20 protein-coding genes and 1 tRNA gene are annotated in these 20648 nt (G+C 65.8%); 18 read left to right on the top strand and 3 right to left on the bottom strand.

Annotated elements, in window-relative coordinates; all coding sequences use genetic code 11:
• Window positions 1–98: 98 nt before the first annotated feature.
• From C4N9_RS11505 to C4N9_RS11470, 8 genes are all read left to right on the top strand, one after another.
• Window positions 99–896, top strand: coding sequence for a crotonase/enoyl-CoA hydratase family protein (locus C4N9_RS11505; protein WP_109533468.1), 798 nt, complete (start codon window positions 99–101; stop codon window positions 894–896).
• Window positions 897–993: 97 nt separating this feature from the next.
• Window positions 994–2607, top strand: a complete 1614-nt coding sequence (locus tag C4N9_RS11500; protein ID WP_109533467.1) for an FMN-binding glutamate synthase family protein — start codon at window positions 994–996, stop codon at window positions 2605–2607.
• Window positions 2608–2771: 164 nt separating this feature from the next.
• On the top strand, window positions 2772–4148 hold the full coding sequence (gene rimO / locus C4N9_RS11495; RefSeq protein WP_210404021.1) for a 30S ribosomal protein S12 methylthiotransferase RimO: 1377 nt from the start codon (window positions 2772–2774) through the stop codon (window positions 4146–4148).
• A 224-nt stretch (window positions 4149–4372) separates the two neighbouring features.
• Entirely contained in the window at window positions 4373–4666 is a 294-nt protein-coding gene (locus tag C4N9_RS11490; protein ID WP_109533465.1) for a DUF1330 domain-containing protein, read from the top strand.
• Between the two features lie 55 nt (window positions 4667–4721).
• On the top strand, window positions 4722–5309 hold the full coding sequence (hisB, locus tag C4N9_RS11485) for an imidazoleglycerol-phosphate dehydratase HisB (protein ID WP_109533464.1): 588 nt from the start codon (window positions 4722–4724) through the stop codon (window positions 5307–5309).
• A 4-nt stretch (window positions 5310–5313) separates the two neighbouring features.
• The gene (gene hisH / locus C4N9_RS11480) at window positions 5314–5952 is read left to right on the top strand and encodes an imidazole glycerol phosphate synthase subunit HisH (RefSeq protein WP_109533463.1); all 639 of its coding nucleotides are present in this window, start codon (window positions 5314–5316) and stop codon (window positions 5950–5952) included.
• Between the two features lie 73 nt (window positions 5953–6025).
• Window positions 6026–7336 (top strand): UDP-N-acetylglucosamine 1-carboxyvinyltransferase, encoded by a 1311-nt coding sequence (murA, locus tag C4N9_RS11475; RefSeq protein WP_109533462.1) that lies wholly within the window; start codon window positions 6026–6028, stop codon window positions 7334–7336.
• A 397-nt stretch (window positions 7337–7733) separates the two neighbouring features.
• Window positions 7734–8399, top strand: a complete 666-nt coding sequence (locus tag C4N9_RS11470) for a Crp/Fnr family transcriptional regulator (RefSeq protein ID WP_109533461.1) — start codon at window positions 7734–7736, stop codon at window positions 8397–8399.
• A gap of 79 nt (window positions 8400–8478) precedes the next feature.
• On the opposite strand, the gene thrS is transcribed toward C4N9_RS11470, so the two are convergent.
• Complete coding sequence (gene thrS, locus C4N9_RS11465; protein ID WP_109533460.1) at window positions 8479–10440, bottom strand: threonine--tRNA ligase; 1962 nt, start codon at window positions 10438–10440, stop codon at window positions 8479–8481.
• A gap of 135 nt (window positions 10441–10575) precedes the next feature.
• Between thrS and C4N9_RS11460 the strand changes: the two genes are divergently transcribed.
• From C4N9_RS11460 to C4N9_RS11425, 8 genes are all read left to right on the top strand, one after another.
• Window positions 10576–11241 carry a DNA-3-methyladenine glycosylase I gene (locus C4N9_RS11460; RefSeq protein WP_109533459.1) on the top strand — a complete coding sequence of 222 codons (666 nt, stop codon included), beginning with the start codon at window positions 10576–10578 and terminating at the stop codon, window positions 11239–11241.
• A gap of 225 nt (window positions 11242–11466) precedes the next feature.
• A complete protein-coding gene (locus C4N9_RS11455; protein WP_109533458.1) occupies window positions 11467–12207 on the top strand; it encodes an alpha/beta hydrolase in 741 nt (246 codons plus the stop codon).
• Window positions 12208–12345: 138 nt separating this feature from the next.
• Window positions 12346–12422 (top strand) — tRNA-Arg (locus C4N9_RS11450).
• Between the two features lie 224 nt (window positions 12423–12646).
• Complete coding sequence (locus tag C4N9_RS11445) at window positions 12647–13138, top strand: Lrp/AsnC family transcriptional regulator (protein WP_109533457.1); 492 nt, start codon at window positions 12647–12649, stop codon at window positions 13136–13138.
• Window positions 13139–13322: 184 nt separating this feature from the next.
• Complete coding sequence (locus tag C4N9_RS11440; protein WP_109533456.1) at window positions 13323–14465, top strand: glycine cleavage T C-terminal barrel domain-containing protein; 1143 nt, start codon at window positions 13323–13325, stop codon at window positions 14463–14465.
• A gap of 20 nt (window positions 14466–14485) precedes the next feature.
• Window positions 14486–14935, top strand: coding sequence for an OsmC family protein (locus tag C4N9_RS11435; protein WP_109533455.1), 450 nt, complete (start codon window positions 14486–14488; stop codon window positions 14933–14935).
• A gap of 12 nt (window positions 14936–14947) precedes the next feature.
• Entirely contained in the window at window positions 14948–15745 is a 798-nt protein-coding gene (locus tag C4N9_RS11430; protein ID WP_109533454.1) for an enoyl-CoA hydratase, read from the top strand.
• A gap of 3 nt (window positions 15746–15748) precedes the next feature.
• Window positions 15749–17398 (top strand): acyl-CoA synthetase, encoded by a 1650-nt coding sequence (locus C4N9_RS11425; RefSeq protein WP_109533453.1) that lies wholly within the window; start codon window positions 15749–15751, stop codon window positions 17396–17398.
• Between the two features lie 125 nt (window positions 17399–17523).
• Here the strand turns inward: C4N9_RS11425 and C4N9_RS11420 are convergent, their stop codons facing one another.
• Window positions 17524–18408 carry an AraC family transcriptional regulator gene (locus C4N9_RS11420; RefSeq protein ID WP_109533452.1) on the bottom strand — a complete coding sequence of 295 codons (885 nt, stop codon included), beginning with the start codon at window positions 18406–18408 and terminating at the stop codon, window positions 17524–17526.
• A 159-nt stretch (window positions 18409–18567) separates the two neighbouring features.
• On the opposite strand from C4N9_RS11420, the gene C4N9_RS11415 reads away from it, so the two are divergent.
• Entirely contained in the window at window positions 18568–19437 is an 870-nt protein-coding gene (locus C4N9_RS11415; protein WP_109533451.1) for an SDR family NAD(P)-dependent oxidoreductase, read from the top strand.
• Window positions 19438–19449: 12 nt separating this feature from the next.
• On the top strand, window positions 19450–20259 hold the full coding sequence (locus tag C4N9_RS11410; protein WP_109533450.1) for an SDR family oxidoreductase: 810 nt from the start codon (window positions 19450–19452) through the stop codon (window positions 20257–20259).
• Here the strand turns inward: C4N9_RS11410 and C4N9_RS11405 are convergent.
• Window positions 20256–20648: a Zn-ribbon domain-containing OB-fold protein gene (locus C4N9_RS11405; protein ID WP_109533449.1), complete on the bottom strand. Its 393-nt coding sequence runs from the start codon at window positions 20646–20648 to the stop codon at window positions 20256–20258. The genes C4N9_RS11410 and C4N9_RS11405 overlap by 4 nt on opposite strands.

The raw sequence follows: 20648 nt of genomic DNA, 5'->3' as shown, positions 1-20648 counted from the left end.
GCGCCGTCGCCGCGTTTGTGCCCATCCCTGCCTTTACGTTTTCCTTGCCGTGGCCGCCCGTGGCTGGCAGCTTCGGGCGACAGCCGAAGGGGGGCACCATGACCGAAGACCGCGTCATCATCCGCATCGAGGACGGCATCGCCGAGGTCACGCTGAACCGACCGGAGAAACTCAACGCCTTCGACGCCCCGATGTTCGAAGCGGTTGCGGCCGCGGGCGCGCGGCTGATGGAGGAGCCCGGCCTGCGCGCGGTGGTGCTGACCGGCGCGGGGCGGGCGTTCTGCGCGGGGATCGACACGGCGATGTTGATGGAATTCGCGGCCGATCTCGACACGCTGCGTCAGGAAATCGTCACGCCCCCGCGCGGACAGGCGGCCAACCGGTTCCAGCAGCCCTGCACGGTCTGGGCCGATCTGCCCGTGCCGGTGATCGCGGCGCTGCACGGTGTGACCTTCGGCGCGGGGATGCAGCTGGCCCTCGGCGCCGATCTGCGCATCGCCGCCAAGGACACGCAGCTGTCGATCATGGAAACCCGCTGGGGCCTGATCCCCGATATGGGTCTGACCAAGCTGCTGCCCGGCGTGATGCGGGCCGATCAGGCGCTCGACATGATCCTGTCCGCGCGCGTCATCGAGGGCCCCGAGGCGCAGGAGCTTGGTCTTGTCACCCGCGTGGCCGAGGATCCGCTGGCCGCTGCTCGCGATACCGCCCGCGCCATCGCCGCGCGCAGCCCCGAAGCGGTGCGCGGCGCCAAGGAACTCGTGCGCGCGGCGTGGCCCGGCGACGACCAGCATCTGGCGCTGGAGGCCCGGCTGCAGGCCGCGATCATCGGTTCGGCCAACCAGATGGAGGCGGTGATGGCCGGGATGCAGAAGCGCGCGCCCAAATTCTCGTGAGCGGCACAGCCGCCTGTTGTGATCGGTAACACCGAGGGGTGTTCAGTAACACTTCCTCTGCTAGGCTCCGCGGGCGGAACCAAAGCGGAGGAACGCCATGCTGTCGCGGCTGCTGAGATACTCGACCTTTACCCTGTGTATCGTGATGACACTGGTATCGGTCGCGCTGATTCCGGTCTCGGCCTGGTTCGTGCTGCTGGTGCTTCTCTTCGGCGGGCTGACCGCGCTCGGCGTCTACGACATGATGCAGGTCAACCACGCGATCCTGCGCAATTATCCCGTCCTGGGCCACATGCGCTACCTGTTCGAGATGATCCGCCCCGAGATCCGGCAATACCTGCTGGAAGAGGACGACGCCGAAGTCCCCTTCTCGCGCGAGGATCGCAACATCGTCTACCAGCGCGCCAAGAATGTCGAAGACAAGCGACCCTTCGGCACCAAGGAAGCGGTCTACGGCAGCGGCTATATGTGGCTGACCCATTCGATCCGTCCCAAGAAGATCGAGAATACCGATTTCCGCATCAAGGTTGGCGGCCCCGATTGCAAGCAGCCCTACGACCTGTCGATCTACAACATCTCGGCCATGAGCTTTGGCGCCCTGTCGGCCAACGCGATCCTGGCGCTCAACAAGGGCGCGAAGATGCAGGGCTTCGCGCATGACACCGGCGAGGGCGGGATCTCGCGCTATCACCGCGAAGGCGGGGGCGACCTGATCTGGGAAATCGGCACCGGCTATTTCGGCTGTCGCACCGATGACGGGCGGTTCGATCCCGACAAGTTCGCCCAGAACGCGGCCGATCCGCAGGTCAAGATGATCGAGCTGAAACTCAGCCAGGGCGCCAAGCCCGGCCAGGGCGGCATCCTACCCGCCGCCAAGATCACGCCCGAGATCGCCGAGGCGCGCGGCGTGCCGATGGGCGTCGACTGCCATTCCCCCGATGCGCATAACGCCTTCGAAACCCCGGTCGAGATGATGGAATTCATCGCCCGGTTGCGCGACCTGTCGGGCGGCAAGCCCACCGGCTTCAAGCTGTGCCTTGGCCACCGGCGGGAATTCATGTGCATCGTCAAGGCGATGCTGAAAACCGGCATCACGCCCGATTTCATCGTCGTCGACGGCAAGGAAGGCGGCACCGGCGCGGCGCCTCTGGAATTCGCCAACCATATGGGCATGCCGCTGACCGAGGGGCTGACCTTCGTGCACAATGCCCTTCGCGGCGCGGGGCTTCGCGACCGGGTGAAGATCGGCGCCTCGGGCAAGCTGATCCATGCCTTCGACATCGCCAAGGCGCTCGCCATGGGCGCCGACTGGGCCAATTCCGCGCGCGGCTTCATGTTCTCGATCGGCTGCATCCAGGCGCAGGCCTGCCACACCAATCACTGCCCGTCGGGCGTGGCGACGCAGGACCCGCAACGCTCGCGCGCGCTGGTCGTGGGCGACAAGGCGCAGCGCGTGGCGAATTTCCACCGCAACACGATGAAGGCTTTGGGCGACATGGCCGGCGCGGCGGGGCTCACGCATCCGTCGGATTTCCTGCCCTGGCACCTGATGATGCGCGAGAACGATCGCGAGATGGTCACCGGGCAGGAGGTCTTTCCCTACATGCCCGAAGGCTTCCTTCTGCGCGAGGAAGAGGACCGTTTCGGCTATATCAAGCGCTGGCGCCGGGCCTCGGCCGACAGTTTCGACCCGTTCGACGAAGGCGTCTGAGGAAGCGAGGGGGCCCTGCCCCCTCGCGCTCCCCCGCCAAGGGCTGTCTGCCCCCCCGATCAGAAAGCCAAGGGGGCTGTCTGCCCCCTTGGGAGCCCCCGAGAGTTTTTGAAACAAAGTGAAGGGGGCTTTGCGGCGCGGGGCTTGAAGCGTATATGCGCGCCATGAGTCAGAACCCGCCCAATCTCCGCCCAGACCTGGCGCCCCGCGCGCTGATCCAGGACGCGCCGCGCGACGGCCAGCCGACCATCGGCATGGTCAGTCTCGGCTGCCCCAAGGCGCTGGTCGACAGCGAACGCATCCTGACGCGGCTCAGGGCCGAAGGCTACGCGATCAGCCCCGATTACGCAGGCGCGGATGCGGTGATCGTCAATACCTGCGGGTTTCTTGACAGCGCCAAGGCCGAAAGCCTCGAGGCGATCGGCGAGGCCCTGCGCGAGAACGGCAAGGTCATCGTCACCGGCTGCCTGGGCGCCGAGCCCGATTACATCACCGGCGCGCATCCCAAGGTGATGGCGGTGACCGGCCCGCATCAATACGAGCAGGTGCTCGATGCCGTGCACGGCGCCGTGCCGCCCGCGCCCGACCCTTTCGTCGACCTCCTCCCGGCCTCGGGGATCAAGCTGACGCCCCGGCATTTCAGCTATCTGAAGATCTCCGAGGGCTGCAATCACAAGTGCAAGTTCTGCATCATTCCCGACATGCGCGGCCGACTGGTCAGCCGCCCCGCCCATGCGGTGATCCGCGAGGCCGAGAAGCTGGTCGAGGCGGGCGTGAAGGAATTGCTGGTGATCAGTCAGGACACCTCGGCCTACGGCATCGACATCAAGCATGCCGAAGCGCGCGGCCACCGGGCGCATATCACCGATCTGGCGCGCGATCTCGGCAGCCTCGGCGCCTGGGTGCGGCTCCATTACGTCTATCCCTATCCGCATGTGCGCGACCTGATCCCGCTGATGGCCGAGGGGCTGGTGCTGCCCTATCTCGACATCCCTTTCCAACATGCCCATCCCGACACGCTCAAACGCATGGCGCGGCCCGCGGCGGCGGCGAAAACGCTCGACGAGATCGCCCGCTGGCGCGCCGACTGTCCAGAGATCGTGCTGCGTTCGACCTTCATCGTGGGCTATCCGGGCGAGACCGAGGCCGAGTTCCAGACGCTGCTCGACTGGCTCGACGAGGCGCAGCTCGACCGCGTCGGCTGCTTCCAGTACGAGAATGTCGCGGGCGCACGCTCGAACGCGCTGCCCGACCATGTCGCGCCCGAGGTGAAACAGGAACGCTGGGAACGTTTCATGGAGAAGGCGCAGGCCATCTCCGAGGCGAAGCTGGCGGCCAGGGTCGGAACCGTGCAGGAGGTCATCGTCGACGAGGTGGACGAGGAAGGCGCGACCTGCCGCACCAAGGCCGATGCGCCCGAGATCGACGGCAATCTGTTCATCGACGAAGGCTTCGAGCTGCTTCAACCGGGTGACATCGTAAAAGTGGAAGTCGATGAGGCTTCTGACTATGATCTTTGGGGAACTTTGTTGGAAAAGTGAAACCCACGGGCAACCGGCAGAATGTCAGGCAAACCGCGCGGCAGGCCCCGGATCCCGCAGGCCGCCGCCCGGAAATTGATCCGGGCCCGACCGCGACCGGCCCGGGCGGGAGCGCGACGCTGGCCGGGTCGGGCCTGTCACCAGCTCCCTCCCGTCCGCCCTTTCCCCCTTGCATCCCCCCGCCTGCGACGACACTCTCGCGCCCGGAAACAGGAGGAACCCCGATGCCCAAAGCCTATTGGGTGGCGCATGTCGATGTCGACGACCCCGAGATCTACGCGAAATACCGCGAGGCCAATGCCATAGCCTTCGAGAAATACGGCGCGCGCTTCATTGTCCGGGGCGGACCGCAGACCCAGCGCGAGGGCCAGAGCCGGGCGCGGACCGTGGTGATCGAATTCCCCGATCTCGCCGCCGCGACCGCCTGTTTCGACAGCCCGGAATACCAGGCGGCCAAGGCGATCCGCGACCCGATCTCGCAGGCGGATCTGGTGATCGTCGAAGGGTATGAGGGCTAGCAAACCGCCCGCCCCCGCCCTATACCCTCCCCGTTCCAGCGACGGATGAGAGCCCATGCGCAGCGCCACGATTACCCGCAAGACCGCCGAGACCGATATCTCGGTGGCCGTCGATCTCGACGGCAGCGGCAGCTATGACAACCAGACCGGCGTGGGTTTCTTCGACCACATGCTCGATCAGTTGGCCCGGCACGCCCTGATCGACCTGACGATCCGCGCCGATGGCGATCTGCATATCGACGACCATCACACGGTCGAGGATACCGGAATCGCGCTGGGTCAGGCCCTGGCCAAGGCCCTGGGCGACAAGAAGGGCATCCGCCGCTACGGCGAATGCACGCTGCCGATGGACGACGCGCAGGTGAAATGCGCGCTCGACCTGTCGGGGCGGCCGTTCCTGATCTGGCATTGCGAGATGCCGACGCAAAAGATCGGCACCTTCGATACCGAACTGGTGCGCGAATTCTTCCAGGCCTTCAGCACGCATGGCGGCATCACGCTGCATGTCGACAAGGTGCATGGCGTCAACAGCCACCACATTGCCGAGGCCGCGTTCAAGGCCGTGGCGCGGGCGCTGCGGGCGGCGGTCGAGATCGACCCGCGCAAGGCCGATGCCGTCCCCTCGACCAAGGGAACGCTGTGATCCGATGCTGACGGTCCTGGTCGATTACGAATCCGGCAACCTGCACTCGGCGCAGAAGGCCTTCGAGCGGATGGCGCGCGAGGTGGATGGCGGCGAGGTGCTGGTCACCAACCGCCCCGAGGACGTGCTGCGCGCCGACCGCGTGGTGTTGCCCGGCGACGGCGCCTTCCCGGCCTGCAAGCGCGAACTCATGGCCGTCACCGGCATGGTCGAGGCGCTGGCCGAAGCGGTGCTGAAGGACGGCAAGCCCTTCCTCGGAATCTGCGTCGGGATGCAGCTTCTGGCCACGACGGGCCATGAATACGAGGACACGCCCGGTCTTGGCTGGATCCCCGGCGACGTGGTGCGCATCACCCCGTCCGAGCCGTCGATGAAGGTGCCGCATATGGGCTGGAACGACATGGTCATCGACCGGCCGCATCCGGTGCTCGACGGGCTGCAGACCGGCGATCACGCCTATTTCGTTCATTCCTATCGCTTCGAGGTCGCCGAGCAGGCCGATCTGCTGGCGCATGTCGAGTATGGCGGGCCGGTGACGGCGATCATCGGGCGCGACAACGTGCTGGGCACCCAGTTCCACCCCGAGAAGAGCCAGTCGGCGGGGCTTCGCCTGATCGGCAACTTCCTGCGCTGGAAGCCCTGAGCTTCACCGGAAAGTCGGTTCCCGTTACCGCTAAGATTTGCTACGCGTGATAAAAAACGAGGGGCACCGAGCAATGGGCGTTTCACAACCGCACGAACGGATCCAATACATCGTCGAGGGCGGTTTCTCGCTTTCGGGCGAGATCGAGCCTTCGGGCAACAAGAACGCCGCCCTGCCCATCGTGGCGGCGGCGCTGTTGACCGATGAACGGGTCGAGCTGACCAATGTCCCGCGTATCCGCGATATCGAGGTGCTGGTCGAGCTGATCCAGTCGGTCGGCGCCGAAGCCCGCTGGCTGGGCCGCAACCATCTGGAAATCCACGCGAAAACACTGCGGCCCGCGGATCTGGACCCGGACCTGTGCGCCCGCGTGCGGGCCTCGATCCTTTTGGCCGGGCCGATGCTGGCGCGTTGCGGCGAGGTCGAATTGCCACCGCCTGGGGGCGACGTGATCGGCCGGCGCCGGGTGGACACCCATTTCCTGGCGCTGGAGCAGCTGGGTGCGAAGATCAAGACCAACGGGCATTACATCTTCAAGGCCGACGGGCTGAAGGGCGCGGATGTGTTCCTGGACGAACCCTCGGTGACCGCGACCGAGAACGCGCTCTGCGCCGCCGTCTGCGCCGAGGGCGTGACGATCCTGCGCAACTGTGCCTCGGAGCCGCATGTGCAGGATCTGGCGCTGTTCCTCAACGCGATGGGCGCGAAGATCGAGGGCATCGGCACCAACACGATGACCATCCGTGGCGGCCAGAAACTGCATGGCTGCCAGCACAAGATCGGCCCCGACCATATCGAGGTCGGCTCGCTCATCGGGCTGGCCGCGGTGACGAAATCCGAGATCACCATCAAGAACGCCGGTGTCGAGCATCTGCGCTCGACCCTGATGAATTTCGAACGTCTGGGTATCCGCTGCCAGATCCGGGGCGACGACCTGTATATCCCGGCCGAGCAGGAAATGAAGGTGCAGGCCGATTTCGGCGGGCATATCCCGACCATTTCCGACCAGCCCTGGCCCGCCTTCCCGGCCGACACGATGTCGATCGCCATCGTTACCGCGACGCAATGCGAAGGCGTGGTGATGATGTTCGAGAAGATGTTCGAAAGCCGCATGTTCTTCGTCGACAAGCTGATCGCAATGGGCGCGCGCATCGTGCTGTGCGACCCGCACCGCGCCATCGTCGCTGGCAAGTCGGACATGCGCGGCTCGCGGCTGGAAAGCCCCGATATCCGCGCCGGGATGGCGATGCTGATCGCCGCGATGTGCGCCGAGGGGACCTCGACCATCAACAACGCCCAGCAGATCGAACGCGGCTACGAGCGTATCGACGAACGTCTGAACGCGATGGGCGCGAAGATCACGCGCGTTCCCGCGCGAAGCTGAGCGCACCTGCCCGGCCTGGTCGCCCCCGGTGCCGATTCCCCTTGCGGGACGGGATCGGGGCCGCATCAGGAGACGGCGCAAGTCGTTGATGCGGGATAATTTTCGCGAACTGTCGTCAGCGCGACACTCGGCCGCGTGCTCTGCGCTAGATTAATGATATTAACCAACCGCCGGGACGGTTCCGGTGCGGGCGTGGGCCCCTGCCAAGAGGCAAGGGAACAGGGAGTAAGAGTAGCCAGTCTTTCATTTCGCTTTACCAATTGGTAAAATGTTTCAGGATGTTCTTCCTGATACAGGCGGAGTGACACGGAATGGCGCGTTTATGTGGTGAGACCCGGCAGTCCACGACGCACCGGATAATTGCCCGACGTCAGCGCGGTTGCGTGGCGGGCGGCGCATGATCCATCAGGGGCATTTTTCGCTTCTGTCGGAAGCTGACCTTCTGCGCGGCGTCGAGCCGGAGCCGCGCAAGGCCCTGCTGGCCGAATGCCCGGTCAGTTCCTACCACGAATCGACACCGCTGCTGGTGCAGGGCGAACCGGCCCGGGGCTGCTATATCGTCGTGCGCGGCCGGGTCGAGATCAGTTACGTCGATCCACAGGGCAATGCCGTGATCCTGCATGTCGCCACCACCGGCGAGGTGGTGGGCGAGGTCGAGGCCCTGTCAGACCGGCCCTGCGCGGCAAGCTGCACGGCGCTGGCGAATACCACGGTGATCTATTGCAGCGCCGAGGCCCTTCTGCGCCATGTCCCGCCACGGATCCTGATCCGCAACCTTGCGGCGATCCTGCATGAGCGGCTGGCGCGCGACAACCAGCTGCGCACGATCGGGCAGTTCTATCCGGCCGAACAGCGGGTCTGCCTGTATCTCAACCAGTTCACCACGCCCGACCATCCCGAAACCCATCTCAGCCAGGCCTATCTGGCGACGCTGGTGGGATGCTCGCGTCAGCGCGTGAACCGGATCCTGGGCGCGCTGCGCCGCGACGGCATCATCGCGATGGAACGCAACACGATCCGGGTTCTGGACCGCGCGCGGCTTGTGGAACAGGCACAGGCGTGACCCTCCGAACGAGGTAAAGAAAACGGGCCGGCGGCGATGCCCCGGCCCGTTTTCAGTATCGGAACGCCTGCGCGGCGGCTCAGCGCATGTCGGGCGGCGTCGCTTCGGCGATCAGATCGGCCACCAGGGCCTCCAGCGACGCGGTCTGCGTCTTGTTCTCGCCCAGACGGCGCACGGAAACCGTGCGCTCGGCCACTTCGCGCGCGCCCACGGCCAGGATCACCGGCACCTTGGCCAGCGAATGCTCGCGCACCTTGTAGTTGATCTTCTCGTTGCGGATGTCGGCCTCGGCGCGCAGACCGGCGTTCTGCAGCTCGGCCACGACCTCGTGCACATAGTCGTCCGCTTCCGAGACGATCGAGGCCACGACCACCTGCTGCGGCGCCAGCCACAGCGGCAGCTTGCCCGAATAGTTCTCGATCAGGATGCCGATGAACCGCTCGAACGAGCCGACACAGGCGCGGTGCAGCATGATCGGACGATGCTTGGCCCCGTCGGCGCCGATATAGCTGGCATCCAGCCGCTCGGGCAGGTTCGGATCGACCTGGAACGTGCCGCATTGCCAGTCGCGACCGATCGCGTCGGTCAACACGAATTCCAGCTTCGGCCCGTAGAACGCGCCCTCGCCTTCGAAGATCTCATAGGCATAGCCCGCCGCCGTGACGGCGTCGGCCAGCGCGGCCTCGGCGAAATCCCAGCTTTCCTCGGTGCCGATGCGCTTTTCGGGGCGTGTCGACAGCTTGATGCGCCACTTGTCGAACCCGAGCTCGGCATAGACATCGGCAAGGAATTCGATGAAGCGCTTCGCCTCGGCCTCGATCTGGCTTTCCATCGCGAAGATATGGCCATCGTCCTGCGTGAAGCCGCGCACGCGCATGATGCCGTGCAGCGCGCCCGAAGGCTCATAGCGCGCGCACGAGCCGAACTCGGCCATGCGCAGCGGCAGGTCGCGATAGGATTTCAGGCCATGGTTGAAGATCTGCACGTGACACGGGCAGTTCATCGGCTTCAGCGCGTTGATGGTCTTTTCCTTCGCGCCCTCTTCGTCCACCTCGACGATGAACATGTTCTCGCGGTAGTTTTCCCAATGCCCCGAGGCTTCCCACAGGTTGCGGTTCACCACCTGCGGCGTGTTCACCTCGACATAGCCGCCCACGCGCTGCTTGCGGCGCATGTAATCCTGCAGCGTGGCATAGATCGTCCAGCCATTCGGATGCCAGAAGATCTGGCCGGGCGCCTCTTCCTGCATGTGGAACAGGTCCATCTCGCGGCCCAGCTTGCGGTGGTCGCGCTTGGCGGCCTCTTCCAGCATATGCATATGCGCCTTCAGATCGTCGCGCGATTTGAACGCCACGCCGTAGATCCGCTGCAGCATAGGGCGCGAGGAATCGCCCAGCCAATAGGCCCCGGCGACATGCGTCAGCTTGAACGCATCGGCGGGCACCTGCCCCGTATGCTGCAGATGCGGCCCGCGGCACAGATCCTGCCAGTCGCCGTGCCAGTACATCCGCAGGTCCTGATCCTCGGGGATGCGGTTGACCAGCTCGACCTTGTAGGGCTCGCCCGTTTTCTCGTAATGCGCGATGGCATCGGCGCGCGACCAGACTTCCGTCCTGACCGGCTCGCGGGCGTTGATGATTTTCTTCATCTCGGCCTCGATCGCGCCGAGATCGTCGGGCGTGAAGGGCTCGGCGCGGTCGAAATCGTAGAACCAGCCGTAATCGCGCACCGGGCCGATCGTGACCTTGGTGTCGGGCCACAAGGCCTGCACCGCGCGCGCCATGATATGCGCCAGATCGTGGCGGATCAGTTCCAGCGCCGGGCCGTCATCCTTCATCGTGTTGATCGAGATGTTCGCATCGGCCTTGATCGGCCATTGCAGATCCCAATGCTGGCCGTTCACCTGCGCCGAGATCGCGGCCTTGGCCAGCGACGGCGCGATGGACTTCGCGACCTCGGCGGGCGTGATGCCGGCCTCGTAGTCGCGCACATTGCCATCGGGGAATGAGAGCTTGATTTGTTGGGGGGAAATCTGGCTCATCGGCCATGCTCCTCGTCGTTCTGGCGCCCACGGAACGCCCGGTTGCGGGTTATGTCGGAGCGCTTCTTGCTCCGTGCACGGCCGCTTGTCAATCGCCGCCGCGCCGCGCAGGATCCTCCTGCGGGAGGAGACACCATGCGCAGCTATGACGAGATCCTGGCCATCGCGGCCGACCGGAAGGGCGGCGTCGATGCCGTTCTGGCCGATATCCCCCGGCCCAGAAGCGCCGACGACCTGGCAGCCATCCCCGAGGACCGCTGGCTTGCGGCCTTCGCGCGCGGCATCCTGCAGGCAGGGATCAGCTGGAAAGTGGTCGATGCGAAATGGCCTGGCATCGAAGAGGCGTTCCTGGGCTTCGACGTCACCGCCATCGCCTTCCAGCCGCCGGGATGGGAGGACGATCTGTGCACCGATACGCGCATCATCCGCTCGCCGCCCAAGGTGCGCGCGATCCTGCACAATGCCGAGTTCATTCGCCGGGTGCGCGACGAAAGCGGCAGTTTCGGGCGGCGCGTCGGGGACTGGCCCGAGGATGACTTCGCGGGTCTCGTGCAATGGCTGCAGGCCGAAGGCGCGCGGCTGGGCGGCAATACCGGCGCCTATGCGCTGCGCTCTCTGGGCAAGGACGGGTTCCTGATGTCGCGCGACGTGGTGGCGCGGCTGGTGGCCGAGGGGGTGATCGACAAGGCGCCGGCGTCGAAAAAGGCCTGGGCCGCGGTGCAGGAGGCGTTCAACACCTGGCGGGCACAATCGGGACAGTCGCTGACGACGATAAGCCGGGTGCTGGCGCAGTCGCTCTAACCCGCCGGAACGGTGCGTGCAGAGCACGCACCCTACAGCCGCGCGCCGGGTTGAACCCGTCCGCCCGACATGCATCATGGCCGCAACCAAGGAGACGCCGATGCCCGAAATCGACGGAATCCGCCTCAGGGCGCAAGCGCGGCCCGCGCGCCGCAGAAAAAATCCCGAAACCCGGGTCCCCGGCGTCGCCCCGCGCGGCGCGGATACGCAAGGATCATCCCTCCCATGACCGACATGTTCACCACCCCTCAGGGCCGCCGCCTCGCCTATGTCCAGACCCCGGGTACCGGCACCGGCGTAGTCTTTCTCGGCGGCTTCAGATCCGACATGACCGGGACCAAGGCGCAATTCCTCGAAGCCTGGGCGAAGCAGAATGGCCGCCCCTTCCTGCGCTTCGATTATTCCGGCCATGGCCAGTCCTCGGGGGACTTCCTCGACGGCGCGATCGGCGACTGGTTCGAGGATGCGCAGGCCGCGATCAGCGGCCTCACCACCGGCCGGCAGGTGCTGGTGGGCTCGTCCATGGGTGGCTGGATCTCGCTTCTGTGCGCCCGAGCGATGCCCGAGCGCATCGCCGCCCTGGTGGGCATCGCCGCGGCGCCGGATTTCACCGAGGATTCGATGTGGGCCGGGTTCGACGCCGCGCAACGCGATGCGCTTGTGACCACCGGACAGGTCGCGCTGCCCTCGGACTATGACGACGGCCCCTATATCATCACCCGCCGCCTGATCGAGGACGGCCGCACCCGCCTCGTTTTGCGCGACCCGCTGGACCTGCCCTTCCCGGTACGGCTGCTTCAGGGGACGGCGGATGAAGACGTGCCGGTATCGGTGGCCCTGCGGCTTCTCGATCATGCCGAGGGGCCGGACATCCGGCTGACGCTGGTCAAGGGCGCCGATCACCGGTTTTCCGAGCCGGACAACCTCGCCCTTCTGGCCCGCACCCTCGACGCGCTCCCGCTCTGAGCCGCGCTGCCAACCCCTGCCGGGCGCGCCCCGTGCGCCCGGCCCTGTCACCTAGCCGAAAATACTCTTCCCCCCGGCGCCGGGGCCGGGCCCCGCCCTTGACGCCACCGCCCCTCTTGCCGCATGAGGAAGCCGTGCGGTCCCGTAGCTCAGCTGGATAGAGCGGCTGCCTTCTAAGCAGTTGGTCAGGGGTTCGAGTCCTCTCGGGATCGCCACCGCATCCTCGGAACCCGCGGGCCGCGGATGGGCGTAGCAAGCTCCCGCAGCGCCGATTGCAGGCTAAGGGACAAGGGCAATCCCCTGGGTTCCGTCAAGGCTGATGGTCCTCCCCGTCCGAAAACAGGCGATCTGGCGCGGCTTTGAAAGCCGTTGTATGGACGCAAGGACGTTCGACCCGACGTTTCGCCCGAAAAACACGCGTCACAAAAGACACATCGCGATGAAATCGACCAGCCTCGACGCCGCCGACATCCGCATCCTGTGCGCCTTGCAGAAGCACGGGCAGCTCAGCAAGACGCGGCTGGCGGAGCTGGTCGGTTTGTCCTCGACGCCGTGCCTCGCGCGGCTGACACGGCTGAAGGCGGCGGGCTATGTCCGCGGCTATCACGCGGATCTGGCGCTCAACAAGATCGTCGAATTCTCCAAGATCGTGGTCACGGTGTCGCTCAAATCGCACCGCAAGGCCGATTTCGAACGCTTCGAAGCCTTCGTACGTCAGCGTCCCGAGATCATCGAATGCGTGGCGACCGGTGGCGGGATGGACTATGTTCTGACCGTGGTGACGCGAACCCTTGCGGCGTTCCAGGAAGTGGTAGACGCCATGCTCTCGATCGAGGTCGAGGTCGATCGTTACATGACCTATATCGTCACCCGCGAGGTGAAGTCCGGTCAACCGGACCTGGCGCAGCTGACTGCGCGGCGTCGCGATTGAAACGCGGCAGGTCGCTTCGGGCCCAGCCGGTCCGAACGGTTCGGCATGTCCCTGACAATAGGTCCGAACGGTCCGCGCAAGGGCCGATTATCGGTCCGAATCCCGCGCCCATCCGGCCTTAGAAAATCGCCCAGTTCGCAACGATGCGCGGCCTCGGAACGGCGCGCGAGCAAGGGCTCTGACCATGGTAAACGCAGACGATTTCGGCTTCGGCACCCAGATCCGCAAGTCCCCCTTTTTCGACGCCACCGTGCGGTGGGGCGCGCGGGGTTTCTCGGTCTATAACCACATGTATATCCCGCGCGATTTCGGCGATCCCGAGCAGAATTTCTGGAACCTGGTGAACGATGCGATCCTGTGCGACGTGGCGGTCGAGCGGCAGGTCGAGATCACCGGCCCGGACGCTGCGGCCTTCGTGCAGAAGCTCACCCCGCGCGACTTGTCGAAGATGGCGGTCGGCCAGTGCAAATACATCCTGATCACCAATGCCGAAGGCGGGATCCTGAACGATCCGATCCTGCTGCGCCTGGCCGAGAACCATTTCTGGATTTCGCTGGCCGACAGCGACATCCTGCTCTGGGCGCAAGGCGTCGCGGTGCATTCCGGAATGGACGTGCAGATCCGCGAGCCTGACGTCTCGCCGCTGCAGCTGCAGGGGCCGAAATCGGGCGAGATCATGCGCGCGCTGTTCGGCGACTCGATCCTGGACCTGAAATATTACTGGCTGCGCGAAGTCAGCCTGGACGGCATCCCGCTGATCGTCTCGCGTACCGGCTGGTCGAGCGAGCTGGGATACGAGCTCTATCTGCGGGACGGCTTGATGGGCGACGCGCTGTGGGAGCGCATCATGGTCGCGGGGATGCCCTTTGGCCTGAAGCCCGGGCATACCTCGTCGATCCGCCGGATCGAAGGCGGGATGCTGTCCTATCACGCCGACGCCGACATCCTTACGAACCCCTACGAGCTGGGCCTCGGCCGGCTGGTGAATCTGGATATGGAGGCCGAATTCATCGGCAAGGCTGCGCTCCGCCGGATCAAGGAGCAGGGCCCCTCGCGCAGGCAGATCGGGCTGGTGCTGGATTGCGCCCCGCTCAAGGGGCCGAACACCACGTTCTGGGCGATCAACACCGGCGAAGAGACCGTGGGCAAGGTCACCTCGGCGGTCTACTCGCCGCGCCTGGGGAAAAACATCGCGCTCGCCATGGTCTCGGCCGAATATGCCCAGATCGGTGCCGAGGTCGAGGTCATCACGCATTCGGGTCCGGTGCGGGCGGTGATGGTCGAATGCCCGTTCTACGACCCGAAGAAATCGCTGGCCGCCGCCTGATCGCCGAAAGGACCGCCTCGATGTCCGACCTGTCGATCCAGTTGCACTGGCACCGGGCCACCCCGGTGCTGCAACCGGGGAAATACTCGAACGAACATGTCGTCCGATATGGCCCGCGCTACGATCTGCCCGTGGATTCCGCCCCCGACTGGGGCGGAGACCCGGCCAACACCAACCCCGAACAGGCGCTGGCCTCGGCGCTGTCGAGCTGTCACATGATGACCTTCCTGGCCCTGGCGGCCAAGGCGGGCTGGCCGGTCGCCAGCTATCACGACCACGCGGAGGCCCATCTGGGCAAGAACCCGCGCGGGCAGATGTCGGTGACCCGCATCGACCTGCATCCGGTGGTGCGCTTCGACGCGGGGTTCAGCGTCGACGACAAGACCCTGGCCGAGATGCAGGACCGCGCGCATCGCTATTGCTTCATCGCCAACACGCTGGCGGACAGCGTCGAGATCAACATCCTCTGACGGAGTGACGAGATGCAGACCGATATCCTGCTGCGCGATCTGGACGCCGACGGCATCCTGCGCCTGACCCTGAACGACCCCAAGCGGCGCAATGCCCTGTCCGAGGCGATGCTGGGCGCTCTGGCCGATACCATGGCCTGGGCCAGTGCGGACCCGGCGGTCCGCGTGATCGTTCTGGCCGCCAACGGCCCGGCGTTCTGCGCCGGACATGATCTGAAGGAACTGACCGCCGGGCGTGCCGCCGAGGATCGGGGCCGCGCCTATTTCGCCAGGGTGATGGCGATGTGTTCCGGGGTGATGCAGGCGATCGTCCATTGCCCCAGGCCCGTGATCGCCGAAGTCACCGGCATCGCCACGGCCGCCGGTGCGCAGTTGGTCGCCAGTTGCGATCTGGCCTATGCCGCCGACAGCGCGCGGTTCAGCACCCCCGGCGTGCATATCGGGCTGTTCTGCTCCACCCCGATGGTTGCCCTGTCGCGCAATCTCTCCAGCAAGCACGCCATGCAAATGCTGCTCGGCGGCGATATGGTCCCCGCTTCGCGCGCGGCTGAAATCGGGCTGGTGAACGAGGCCGTCGCGCCCGATGTCCTGACCGACACCACCATGGCCATGGCGCGCAAGATCGCCGCCAAGTCCAGCCTGACGCTGGCCACCGGCAAGCGCGCCTTTTACGCGCAACGCGAAATGACCCTAGCCGAGGCCTATGAGTATGCGTCCGACGTGATGGTCGAGAACATGCTGGCCCGCGACGCCGAGGAAGGCATCGGTGCCTTCATCGAGAAACGCAGCCCCCTTTGGCAGGACGCCTGAGCGATGCAAAATCCCTACAATACCGATCTGGACCGCAACCCGGCCAACCACCAGCCACTGACCCCGCTGACCTTTCTGGAACGCGCCGCCAGCGTGTTCCCCGACCATGTCGCCATCGTCCATGGGGCGCTGCGCCGGTCTTACCGAGATTTCTATACCCGGTCGCGGCAGTTGGCCTCCGCCCTGGCACGCCACGGGATCGGGCGCGGCGACACGGTTTCGGTGATGCTGCCCAACACGCCGGCGATGCTGGAATGCCATTACGGCGTGCCGATGTGCGGTGCGGTGCTGCATTCGATCAACACCCGGCTGGATGCGGCAATCGTCGCCTTCCAGCTGGATCACGCGATGGCGCGCGTGGTGATCGTCGACCGCGAATTCATGCCGCTGATGCAGGCGGCGCTGGCCCTCGCCAAGGCCGGGCCGCTGCTGATCGAGTACGACGATGCCGAATTCGACGGCCTCAGGGTCGACAGCCCGAGCGCGGCGACCGACTACGAGGCGTTCGTGGCGGCGGGCGATCCCGGCTTCGCCTGGCTGATGCCCGAAGACGAATGGGACGCGATCTCGATCAACTACACCTCGGGGACGACCGGCGACCCCAAGGGCGTCGTCTCGCATCACCGGGGCGCCTATCTGCTGGCGCAGGGCAATGCGATCACCACGTCTATGCAGAAACAAGCGGTCTACCTTTGGACCCTGCCGATGTTCCATTGCAACGGCTGGTGCTTTCCCTGGACCCTGTCCGCCATTGCCGGCACCCATGTCTGCCTGCGTCAGGTCCGCGCCGCGCCGATCTGGTCCGCGCTGGCTGACGAGGGGGTGACCCATCTTTGCGGCGCGCCCATCGTCATGTCGCTGATGATCACGGCACCCGAGGATCAGAAGCGCGCGCTGGACAGGACCGTGCAGTTCTTCACCGCCGCCGCCCCGCCGCCCGAAAAGCTGCTCGCAGACATGCGCGATGCGGGCTTCGACGTCACCCACCTTTACGGGCTGACGGAAACCTACGGTCCCGCCGTGGTCAACGACTGGCACGACAGCTGGTCCGACCTGCCCCGCGCCGAACAGGCCGCTCTGAAATCGCGTCAGGGCGTGCGCTATCTGCCGCTGGAACAGCTCGATGTGCTGGATCCCGAAACCATGCAGCCCGTCCCGCGCGACGGGCGGACCATCGGAGAGGTGATGTTCCGCGGCAACGTGGTGATGAAAGGCTATTTCCGCAATCCCAAGGCAACGCAGGAGGCCTTCGCCGGGGGCTGGTTCCACTCGGGCGACCTGGGCGTCATGCATCCCGACGGGTATATCCAGCTCAAGGACCGCTCCAAGGACGTCATCATCTCGGGCGGCGAGAATATCTCGTCGATTGAGGTCGAAGAGGCGCTCTATCGCCATCCCGCCGTTGCCGTGACCGCCGTCGTCGCCATGCCGCATGACAAATGGGGGGAAACCCCCTGCGCCTTTGTCGAGTTGGCCGAGGGGCAGCAGGCCGATGCCGAAACGCTGCGCGCGTGGTGCCGCGAGACGCTGGCGCCCTACAAGGTGCCGGGCCATTTCGTGTTCGCCCCGATCCCGCGCACTTCGACCGGGAAGATCCAGAAGTTCCTGCTGCGCGATCAGGCCGCGGACCTCGCGCGCACCAGCGCTGCGTGATGCCGCCCAGCCGGGCGGCGCCCGCGCCCTAAGCATCATGCAAAGGACGTGAAACCCCCGGCGGCGCAGCCGGTTTGACAAACGAGGTTGTCAAACCGGCGGGCGACGTTCTATCGCCGCGCCGGTCATTCCGCCGCCAGGGCCACCCGGTCCTGGCGGGGCGACCGCCCGAATTTCCGGGAGTAATCGCGCGAGAACTGGGCCGGGCTTTCATAACCCACGCGAAAGGCGACGTCCGAGACCTTGGCATCCGAAGACCGCAGCGCGTCGCGGGCGTTCAGCAGGCGAAGCTCTTTCTGGTATTGCAGGGGCGACGTGCAGGTGATCGCCCTGAAATGCTCGAAAAAGGCAGACGGGCTCATCCCGACACGCTGCGCAAGCTCGCCCACGACCAGCGTACGCGATAGGTCGGACTGGATCTCGCGCGTGGCGCGAAAGATGCGGCTGGCAGCGGTCTCGTGCCACAGAAGCCGTTGCAGCGCGTCGGCATGGGCCCCAAGAAGCAGCCGGCCATGAAGTTCCTGCCGGGTGATCGGTGCCAGCATCTGCCGCGTCTCGTCGCACCGGCTCTGGTCGATCAGGCGGGCCAGCGCGTCCTCCATTCCCCTGTCCGTCGGGCATCGCGTGATCGAGAACGGATCGGCGTGTCGCGGCACCCGGGCGGGCGGCACCGCGGGGGCCAGCCCCCGCAAGAGGTCCAGATCCAGCGGCAGAACCAGCGCCAGATAGGGCGTCTCGACCGTGGCCTCGGTGATGCGCGACACCACCGGCAACGCGTGGCTGACGATCAGCGACTGTCCCTGTGTCACCGTCAGGCTGCGGGTGCCGGTGCTGACCTGCTTGGCGCCCTGCAGCACCAGACACAGGAGCGGGCGATAGAGCGTGGCGGTCTGAGCCGTTGGAGCCGCGTAGCGCAACAGGTGCAGGCCACTTGGCGCATGGGCCAAGGCCCCTTGCGGCAGTTGCGCCTCGTCCAGAAGTGTCGTCGCGCGATCCAGCAGGTCCGTCATGCGGTTCTCCTTTCCTCCACCTGATATCACGAGAGCAAGGCAGATTATCACCGAAAATTCCGACATCCGGAGGATCGGTCAAGTTCCTCGGAGGATCCGGAAAGAAACCGCCGACCCTGCGGAGTATCGTTGTGTCATCGCAAAGCAGGGACAAGACAGATGGCCAGAATATTCATCACCGGAATCTCGGGCGGCCTAGGGCTGCCGACGGCGCGGGCGCTGTTGGCGCAGGGACATACCGTGGCAGGCAGCGCCCGCAGCCCCGATGGCCGCAATGCCGCGACCATTGCCGCGCTGCAGGAAGCGGGCGCGCGTATCGTCACCATGGACGTGACCGATACCGCCAGCACCGAAGCGGGCATGGCGGATGCCATCGCGGCGCTCGACGGGCTGGACGTGCTGTTCAACAATGCCGGGATCGGCGCCTACGGGATTCAGGAACTCATGACGCCCGAGGACATGACCCGCGTCTTCGACGTGAACGTCATGGGCGTGCAGCGGGTGATGCGCGCCGCGCTGCCGCATTTCCGGGCGCAGGGGCGCGGCACCGTGCTGTACACGTCCAGCCTGATCGGACGTATCGCGACGCCCTTCTACGGCACCTACTCGGCATCGAAATGGGCGCTTGAAGCCATCGTCGAATGCTACCGGACCGAGCTGTCGGACTTCGGGATCGAATCCTGCCTGATCGAGCCGGGCGCCATGCCCACGGCTTTCTTCGACGCCATGGTCACCCCGACCGACACGCAGCGCGAGGCCGCCTACGGCGATTTCGCCGCGATCCCCGCACTGTCGGCGCAGGGACTGGCGCAGATGCTCGACGCCCTCCCCGACCAGCGCCCCGAGCGCATCGCCGAGGCCGTCGTTGCCCTGCTGGCGCTGCCTTTCGGGCAAAAGCCGTTCCGCACCGTCGTCGATCACAGCGGCATCGGCCCCGAGATCGAACGCTACAACGCGGCGCTGCACGACGTCACACGCACCGTCCTGACCCGTTTCGGCAATGCCGACATGCTGCGTCTCAACGCCTGAAGGAGCCTTCTCATGCCCACCATCTTCATCACCGGCGCGTCCTCGGGCATCGGCAAGGCCACCGCTCAGCGCTTTCAGTCCGAGGGCTGGAACGTCGTCGCCACCATGCGCGATCCCTCCGCCTCGGATCTCGGCAAGGGCGACGCGCTTCTGGTGACACGGCTGGACGTCACCGATAGTGCGTCGATCACCGCAGCCGTGGCCGAAGGGATCGACCGGTTCGGCGCCATCGACGTCCTGCTGAACAACGCGGGCTACGGCGCCTACGGCCCGCTGGAAGCGTTTGCCACCGACCGCATCCGCCGCCAGTTCGAGACCAATGTCATCGGCCTTCTGGAGGTGACAAAGGCCGTCCTGCCCCGGATGCGGGAGCGGCGCGCGGGCACCATCGTCAATATCTCGTCCATCGGCGGGCAGATCACCTTTCCGCTGGGCACGCTCTATCACGGCACCAAGTTCGCGGTCGAAGGTCTGTCCGAGGCCCTGCATTACGAGCTGGAGCCGCTGGGCATCCGTGTCCGGATCGTCGAACCCGGCATGGTCCGGACGGATTTCGGCGGACGGTCCTTTGACTTCGCCATGGGCGACGATCTGGCCGATTACGCCCCCACCGCCGCCGCGATGGGCCGGCTTTTCGCCCAGCTTGCCGCCAATCCCTCCCCGCCCGAGCGGGTCGCGGACGTGATCTGGCAGGCCGCGACCGCAACCGGCGATCAGCTTCGCTTCCGCGCCGGGCCGGACGCCACCGACCTGCTGGACCGCCGCAAATTGCAGGACGACGCGACGTTCATCGGCGGGATCAAGGCATTGATGGCGCCTTAGGATACCGGCGTGAAGAACGGCAGCATCTGCCCGTCCCGGCTGGGCCGGAACACGACCTTCAGCGCCTGCCCGATGCGGGGCTCCGACGGCGCGTAGTCGACCAGCGCGGACAGGATGATCGAGCCCTCGGTGAGCTGCACATAGGCGATGCAATGCGGCTCGCCGCCCACCATCGACACGCTGTAGGAATAAAGTGTGCCGGTGCCCTCGGCCTCGATCCACTCGGTATCCGGACGGCCGGTGAAGGGGCTGAAATCGCGCGGCGGATGGAACGCCTTGTCCGTCCCGGGGCAGCGCTTCAACAGCAGTCTGCCTTCGTTCGCGGCGTCCCAGTAGGCGTCGGTCTCTGCGGTCCGTTGCGGCGAGAGGGGAAGGTTCGCGTCGCTCAT

It is taken from the genome of Pararhodobacter marinus (assembly GCF_003122215.1).
GTDB lineage: Bacteria > Pseudomonadota > Alphaproteobacteria > Rhodobacterales > Rhodobacteraceae > Pararhodobacter > Pararhodobacter marinus.
Note: the sequence above shows the minus strand (reverse complement) of the source record. Positions and strands in the feature narration are given on the sequence as shown.